Source organism: Marisediminitalea alba (assembly GCF_002993365.1).
Classification (GTDB): Bacteria; Pseudomonadota; Gammaproteobacteria; order Enterobacterales; family Alteromonadaceae; genus Alteromonas; species Alteromonas alba.
The window spans coordinates 74,453-81,763 of sequence record NZ_PVNP01000214.1 but is presented as its reverse complement, the minus strand read 5'-3'; the positions used below and the strand labels follow the sequence as shown (position 1 = coordinate 81,763).

Annotated in this window: 6 protein-coding genes; 1 reads left to right on the top strand and 5 read right to left on the bottom strand. The window is 48.4% G+C overall.

The genetic code is table 11. The features are described from left to right. Positions 1-985: reverse transcriptase domain-containing protein (locus tag C6Y40_RS23705; protein WP_105936862.1), on the top strand; the 985-nt coding region annotated here is incomplete at its 5' end. A 105-nt stretch (positions 986-1,090) separates the two neighbouring features. Here C6Y40_RS23705 and C6Y40_RS23700 read toward each other — a convergent pair. The 5 genes from C6Y40_RS23700 to lhgO all read right to left on the bottom strand — a co-directional run bounded on the left by C6Y40_RS23700 (position 1,091) and on the right by lhgO (position 7,252). Next, complete coding sequence (locus C6Y40_RS23700) at positions 1,091-2,548, bottom strand: phosphohexomutase domain-containing protein (RefSeq protein ID WP_105936857.1); 1,458 nt, start codon at positions 2,546-2,548, stop codon at positions 1,091-1,093. A 17-nt stretch (positions 2,549-2,565) separates the two neighbouring features. Further along, entirely contained in the window at positions 2,566-3,978 is a 1,413-nt protein-coding gene (locus C6Y40_RS23695) for a mannose-1-phosphate guanylyltransferase/mannose-6-phosphate isomerase (RefSeq protein ID WP_105936856.1), read from the bottom strand. Between the two features lie 202 nt (positions 3,979-4,180). Then, positions 4,181-5,014, bottom strand: coding sequence for a pirin family protein (locus C6Y40_RS23690; RefSeq protein ID WP_105936855.1), 834 nt, complete (start codon positions 5,012-5,014; stop codon positions 4,181-4,183). A gap of 6 nt (positions 5,015-5,020) precedes the next feature. Then, complete coding sequence (locus tag C6Y40_RS23685) at positions 5,021-5,953, bottom strand: glutathione S-transferase family protein (protein WP_105936854.1); 933 nt, start codon at positions 5,951-5,953, stop codon at positions 5,021-5,023. A gap of 96 nt (positions 5,954-6,049) precedes the next feature. Beyond that, positions 6,050-7,252 carry an L-2-hydroxyglutarate oxidase gene (lhgO, locus tag C6Y40_RS23680; protein WP_105936853.1) on the bottom strand — a complete coding sequence of 401 codons (1,203 nt, stop codon included), beginning with the start codon at positions 7,250-7,252 and terminating at the stop codon, positions 6,050-6,052. Between the last annotated feature and the right edge of the window lie 59 nt (positions 7,253-7,311).

Genomic DNA, 7,311 nt, shown 5'->3' with positions numbered 1-7,311 from the left:
TGATATCCTGAGTCCCATCTTCGAAGAGCAGTTTCATCCATCAAGCTTTGGTTACCGACCGGGGCGGAGCTGTCACGATGCTATCAATAAAGCCACGATGTTCATCCGACGCTATGAGCGGCCACACGTGGTGGACATGGACCTGTCGAAATGCTTCGATAAGCTGGACCATACGCTTATCATAGAAAGCATTAAAAGGCGGGTGCGTGATGGTAGCGTGCTGCGCTTAATCAGCCAGTTCTTAACAAGTGGGGTGATGGTTGATGGCCATTGGCAGCAGACAGACACAGGCAGTCCGCAAGGTGGAGTGATAAGCCCTCTGATAGCGAACATCTATCTGGATGCGTTTGATAAGGAGATGATGCAACGTGGTCACCGCATAGTGCGCTACGCTGATGATATTCTTATCTTGTGTCGCAGTCGTTCAGCGGCAGAGAATGCGCAACGACAAGCGACACAAATCCTTGAAGGTAAACTGAAGCTGACCGTGAACACAGAAAAAACCCACATTACGCACAGTGATGCGGGAATCAGGTTCCTTGGCGTGGAAATCGGAACGCAACATACCCGAATCCAAGCGAAGAAACTGGTAGTGTTCAAAACGAAGCTAAAGCAGATGACAAAACGCAATGGTGGAAAACCCTTGTACTTGGTCATTAATGCACTGAACCCACTCCTGAGAGGGTTTAGCCAGTACTTCAGGATTGCCAACGCCAGCAGAGCATTCAAACAAATCGCAAGTTGGCTAAGACGTAGACTGCGAAGCGTTCAACTTAAGCTATGGAAGAAGACGAGCCGCCTGCATCGTTGGCTACGACAGCGAGGCTATAAAGGTAAGTTCGCTTACATGAGCATGACGAGTTGGCGTAGCGCAAGAAGCCCGTTAGCAAGCTATGCGATGCCAAACAGCTGGTTCAATGAACTTGGACTGGTGAATCTGGAAGACGTTAGAACGGGGAGTGTGCCCAGCAGATACGCTGGATAAACCAGTACAGGAGCCGTATACGAGGCCCGTACGTACGGTTCTGTGAGAGGGATGAGGCGGTGACGCCTCACCCTACTCGATATTGAATAGTAAAGTAAGCCTGGCTTATTCCGCTCTGATCAAATCCAGCAGTTCTTTGGTTTTTTCTTCAACCAATGCAATATCACCTTTCGATTCAACATTCAGACGGATCACCGGTTCGGTATTGGATTTACGTAGATTAAACCGCCAGTTCCCAAATTCCAGGCCAATACCATCGGTTTCATCAATTACCTCTGCCAGTGGCTGATATTTTTCAAGTACCCGAGCCAGCGCTGCATCAGCATCCTTTAGCTTGCTGTTGATTTCGCCCGACGACGGGAAAGCTTCGATACGCTCTTTCACCATAGACGCCAGCGACTTCTGACGGGTACAGATAAGCTCTGCCACCAGCAACCAGGGGATCATTCCCGAGTCACAATAGGCAAAATCCCTGAAGTAATGGTGAGCACTCATTTCACCACCGTACACAGCATCTTCCAGGCGCATCCGCTCTTTAATAAACGCATGACCCGTTTTACATTTAATCGGCGTACCACCTGCAGACTTAATAATGTCTTCACTGTTCCAGTACACACGTGGGTCATAAATAATTTTGCTTGGTCCTTTATCAAGAAACGCCTGAGCAAGCAGACCCACAATGTAATAGCCCTCAATAAAGTTACCGTCAGCGTCAAACAGAAAACAACGATCGAAGTCACCATCCCAGGCAATACCAAAGTCGGCGCCACTTTCGATTACCGCATTAGCGGTATCGGCGCGATTTTCCGGTAATAAAGGATTAGGAATACCGTTCGGGAACGTACCATCGGCATTGTGATGCACTTTAACAAATTCAATCGGCACGTCTTTTTCGTGTAATTTTTTCTCAATAGCATCCAGTGCCAGACCTGCTGCGCCATTACCAGCGTTGGTCACAATTTTCAGCGGCGTAAAGTTATTGATATCAACGTAAGATAAAATGTGCGAAACGTACGCGTCCATGTTCAGGTGACGATGGTATTTCCCGCTTTCTGCCAGGATGTCTGTAGCAATGTGGGCTTTTCCATTAAAGAAGGCGTCCGCGTCGATTTTTGCACCTTTGGCATAAAAATCCAGACGCTCAGCCACATAGTTATTGTCGAGCGCCTCGGCGCGGTCTTTAATAGCATTCAGGCCGGTATCGCCACTTATTGGTACCGAACCGGCTTTCACCAGTTTCATTCCATTGTAATTAATCGGGTTGTGGCTGGCGGTTACTTCGATTCCGCCATCCACGCCAAGGTGTTTGGTCGCGAAGTAGATTTCTTCGGTACCAGCCATGCCAATATCAGTGACTTCTGCGCCACCATCAACAAGGCCTGCACTCAGTGCCAGCTTCAGCGGTGTGGAAGTGAGACGAACATCACCGCCCACTACCACAGACTTAGCTGCCAGTTCTTCTGCAAAAGCAAAACCAATCCGGTAAGCGACCTCTTCGTTAAGCTGAGTGTTTAACTCACCACGGATGTCATAGGCTTTAAAACAGGTAATAGGTGTTGTCATAGTTGTTTTTACTCAGCTTATTTTGACTCGGTTCTGCCGTAGCGATCAGAGAAACGGACAATGTCGTCTTCGCCCAGATAAGCCCCCGATTGCACTTCGATAAGTTCTAGTGGAATTTTGCCCGGGTTTTCCAGCGCGTGTACATCACCAATAGGAATGTACACCGATTCATTTTCGGTAACCAACTGGGTTTTCTCGCCGATGGTCACATTGGCAGTACCTGATACCACAATCCAGTGCTCAGCTCTGTGGTGATGCATCTGGACCGACAGTTTTTCACCCGGCTTAACGGTAATGCGCTTAACCTGGAAACGCTTGCCATTATCGATGGAATCGTAGCTGCCCCATGGGCGGAACACCTCGCGATGGAACTGGAATTCAGGGCGTTGTTCAGCCTTTAACTTATTCACGACATTTTTAATGTCCTGCACTTTGTTTTTGTTGGCCACCATCACGGCATCTTTAGTTTCTACCACTACCACATCATCAAGACCAACTACAGCTATCAAACGTTCCTCAGCGTTAATATAGCTATTATTTACGCCTTCAAGAATCGCATCACCAACAATTACGTTACCGTTTTCGTCTTTATTATCTGCGGTTTCCCACAAGGACGACCAACTGCCTACATCAGACCAGCCAGCATCCAGCGGTACCATGGCTGCCAGTGCGGTTTTTTCCATTACGGCATAATCGATCGAGTCGTCAGGACAGGTCGCAAATATCTCAGGATCGATACGGATAAAGTCTAAATCTTTGCTCTCTGAAGCAATCGCCTGCTCACAGATACTGTACATTTCAGGTGCATGCTTTTTCAGCTCAGCCAAATAAACGCTGGCTTTAAACATAAACATACCGCTGTTCCAGAAGTAGTTACCGGAATCGACATATTGTTGTGCCGTTGCCAGGTCTGGCTTCTCGACAAATTCATCCACCTTCATGCCTACACCAATGGCCTCACCGCCCTTAATGTAACCATAACCGGTGTGGGCCTGATCCGGCACAATACCAAAAGTGACCAGGTTGCCATCCATCGCCAGCTCGTTAGCCTTACTAACAGCAGCCTGGAAGCCGGCAGAGTCTTTAATCAGGTGATCGGCAGCCAGTACCAGTAATACCGGGTCGTCATCTGTTTGCATTGCGTGCAGCGCTGCCAGCGCTATGGCCGGTGCAGTGTTGCGTCCAACAGGCTCCAGAATAATACCACCATGGTCGCCGCCCATCTGGCGTAACTGCTCAGCCACTAAGAAGCGGTGCGCATCATTACAAATCACAATAGGATTAGCGGCACTGCTGCCGTCCAGGCGCTGCAGTGTTTCCTGCAACATGGTTTGTTCTGAAGTTAAAGCGAGAAACTGCTTAGGCAGGGCTGCTCGGGATTTAGGCCATAAACGGCTGCCAGAGCCACCGGCTAATACGACTGGTTTCATGTTGGTTCCTGTTGATTGCGGGAGCGAATTACAAGCAGTGGTTGTCTGCTTATTCCCTTATTTATTCCTTAATCCATGTTAATCAAGGACTGCAGGGCAATCAACATTCACAACGTAATTTATCGAAATAAATTGGCAGGACAGACTAGTCGACGAGGAATTGTTTAATTTCCCGTCAACCAGTTATTCTTTTTATCATTTTTTAAGCGGTTAATTTACCTTGCTGATAATCGGTAATGGCCTGTTGAATTTCGGCCTGGGTATTCATCACAAAGGGACCATACTGAACTACAGGTTCGCCAATCGGAGCAGCAGCAACTAAAATCGCCTTGCCGGCTTCGCTGCTGGTTATATCCAGCGTATCACCGTCATTCAATACTGCCAGTTTGCCGCAGGTAATGGTCTCGCCGCTAACGGCCAGGCTGCCTTCATAACAATAAATAAAGGCGCTGTGGCCTGCCGCAACCGGGAGGGTCGCCGAGGCATCTGCCAGCCAGTGTAGATCGGTAAACAGCGGCTTTACTCTGGCAGTATTAACCGGTCCGCTCACACCATTGAGTGAACCAGCCAGCACTTTTGCTTCAATTCCCTGCCCCACAGACACCGTTTTTACCTCGTCAGGCTGAATATCCTGATAACCGGGTGCCGACATTTTATCTTTGGCCGGCAGATTTACCCACAGCTGAAAGCCCTTGAGCAGGCCGTCGGTTTGCTGAGGCATTTCTTCATGAATAATGCCCTTACCAGCATTCATCCACTGGATACCGCCATCTTCAATGATTCCTTCATTGCCCACCGAATCCCGATGGCGCATTTTCCCCTTCAGCATATAAGTTACCGTCTGGAAGCCGCGGTGCGGATGCGGCGGGAAGCCGGCAATATATTCATCGGGTTTATCCGAGCCGAAAAAATCGAGCATCAGGAACGGGTCAAGATTGGGTAATAAACGCTGGCCGATAATCCGGGTTAAGCTTACCCCTGCACCATCCTGGGTTGGCATCCCACTAACAAGTTGCTTAATAGTTCGGTTGGTCATTGTTTTTTACTTCCATAAAGACAGATCGGGCCCTACGGGAACGACCTGTGTAGGATTAATCATTGTGTGACTGTAATAGTAGTGACGCTTAATATGTTCCATATTCGTTGTATCGGCTACGCCCGGCATCCGGTAAATGCGCTTCATATAATTAAACATGGCAGGATAGTCACTGATTTGTTTACGGTTACATTTAAAATGGCCATGATACACAGCGTCGAAGCGCACTAACGTAGTAAACAAACGTATATCGGCCTCAGTCAGCGTTCCGCCCACAAGGAAAGGTTGTTTTTCCAAGCGAGCTTCCACCTTATCTAAAGCAGCAAATAACGCATTAACCGCCTCCTCATAGACCTGTTGTTCAGTAGCAAACCCTGACTTGTATACGCCATTATTGATATCGTTATACACCCATTGATTCACTTCATCTATCTCAGATTGTAACGTGTCGGGGTAATAATCGGTGTGGTTACCGGTAATGTCATTAAAGCTGGTATTGAGGATCCGGATAATCTCAGCCGATTCGTTATTGACGATTTTTTCGGTCTTTTTATCCCACAGCACCGGCACCGTTACACGAGTAGTAATATCTGCCTGCTGACGTAAATAAATCTCATACATATACTGATGGCCGTAGAGCGTATCGCCGGTACTGCCCTTATGCGGCAAAAAGCTCCAGCCTTTATCCAGCATTTCAGGATTTACCACCGAAACACCGATATGGGAATTAAGGGATTTAAGCTCTCGCATTATCAGAGTGCGGTGCGCCCATGGGCAGGCCAGAGAAACATACAAATGATAACGGCCACTTTCTGCCTTAAATTCACTGTCTTCACCGATGGTATTTCTGAACAACGAATCCTGACGCTCAAACCGACCGCCGCTTTTATCGGTGTCATACCATTTGTCGTGCCATTTGCCGTCTATTAACAAACCCATGATGCTCTCCCGTGTAAAGTAAATGAATGCGTGGTAAGTGGAACACACATCTGTCTAAACGGCTTAACGGAACATTTGGATTGATTGTTCTATGTTTTAGAACAGTCGGTTAATTATCTCATCAGCAATGGGTAAGGCGCTGGTGGCCGCCGGTGATGGCGCATTGCCAACGTGTAGCGCATGGGTAGATTCCACAAACTTAAAGTCGTGCACAAGTACCCCGTTACTGTCTACTGCCTGGGCACGGATCCCAGCACGATAAGGTAAAAAGTCTGCTGCGGTAATGCCGGGGCAATAGCGGCTCACCAGCCTGGCATAGTGTGTTTTAGACAAGGACGAATACAATTCTTTAACGGCTGCACGTCTGTACCGCCAAAGCAATTTCCACACATCACCGTGGGCAAACAGGTGCAACCATTCAGCATCAGTGCTGAATAAACTATTATAGGCTTCCCGGCCTGTGGTCAGCACGGCGTTTGGCCCTACCGTAGTGTAACCGCCTATCATTCGGGTTAAGTGTACTCCTAAAAATGGCATCGCCGGATCCGGTACCGGATAAATCAGATGGTGGGTGATGTCATCATACTTGCGGTTTAAACGGTAATACTCACCTTTAAAGGGCAGCATTCTGAAGTCACACTCAAGCCCCTGCATCCGGATCAGTTCGTCACTATAAATGCCTGCGCAGTTAATTAATTTAGCCGCCCTGACTGTGGTTTCGCCCCTCGGATAAGAAAATCGTAACAACACGCCGCCACTATCATCCTCTATACTCACAAGCTTATGCTGATAATGGATCTGGCACCGGCTCTGAGCGCTTGCCTGCTGTAACAGACAAGCCGTGATAGCTTTGTAGTCAGTAATGCCGGTTTGCGCGACAAAAAAACCGCCTACAGCATTGATGGCTGGCTCACGGCACTGGATTTCAGACGCTGTTAACCGCTGTGGCTGGAGTTCGTTCTGTACACAGCGATGGAATAAGTCTTCCAGAGCGGGTAACTCATCTTCGCTCGTTGCCACAATCAGTTTGCCGCACTGTTCATGGGGCAAACCAAATCCCCTGCACAATTCAAAGGTATGCTCCAGCCCGGCGCGGCAAAAACGGGCTTTATAACTGCCCGGCGCATAATAAACCCCGGCGTGTATCACGCCGGAATTACGCCCGGTCTGATGGGCGGCACAGTCACCTTCCTTATCAAACAGCATAATGCGGGCACCAGGCTGACGCTGACTCAGCTTATAAGCCACCGCAGCACCAATAATACCGGCACCGACGATGGCAAAATCACATTCAGACATGGGTATTCTATTGAAAAATGCTAAACTCACCCCGATAGTACCCGTCCCATCATTAACAT

Bases quoted from the DNA above. Each gene is read 5' to 3' on its own strand.
- lhgO (WP_105936853.1), bottom strand. From the start codon at position 7,252: ATGTCTGAATGTGATTTTGCCATCGTCGGTGCCGGTATTATTGGTGCT.
- C6Y40_RS23695 (WP_105936856.1), bottom strand. From the start codon at position 3,978: ATGAAACCAGTCGTATTAGCCGGTGGCTCTGGCAGCCGTTTATGGCCT.
- C6Y40_RS23690 (WP_105936855.1), bottom strand. From the start codon at position 5,014: ATGACCAACCGAACTATTAAGCAACTTGTTAGTGGGATGCCAACCCAG.
- C6Y40_RS23700 (WP_105936857.1), bottom strand. From the start codon at position 2,548: ATGACAACACCTATTACCTGTTTTAAAGCCTATGACATCCGTGGTGAG.
- C6Y40_RS23685 (WP_105936854.1), bottom strand. From the start codon at position 5,953: ATGGGTTTGTTAATAGACGGCAAATGGCACGACAAATGGTATGACACC.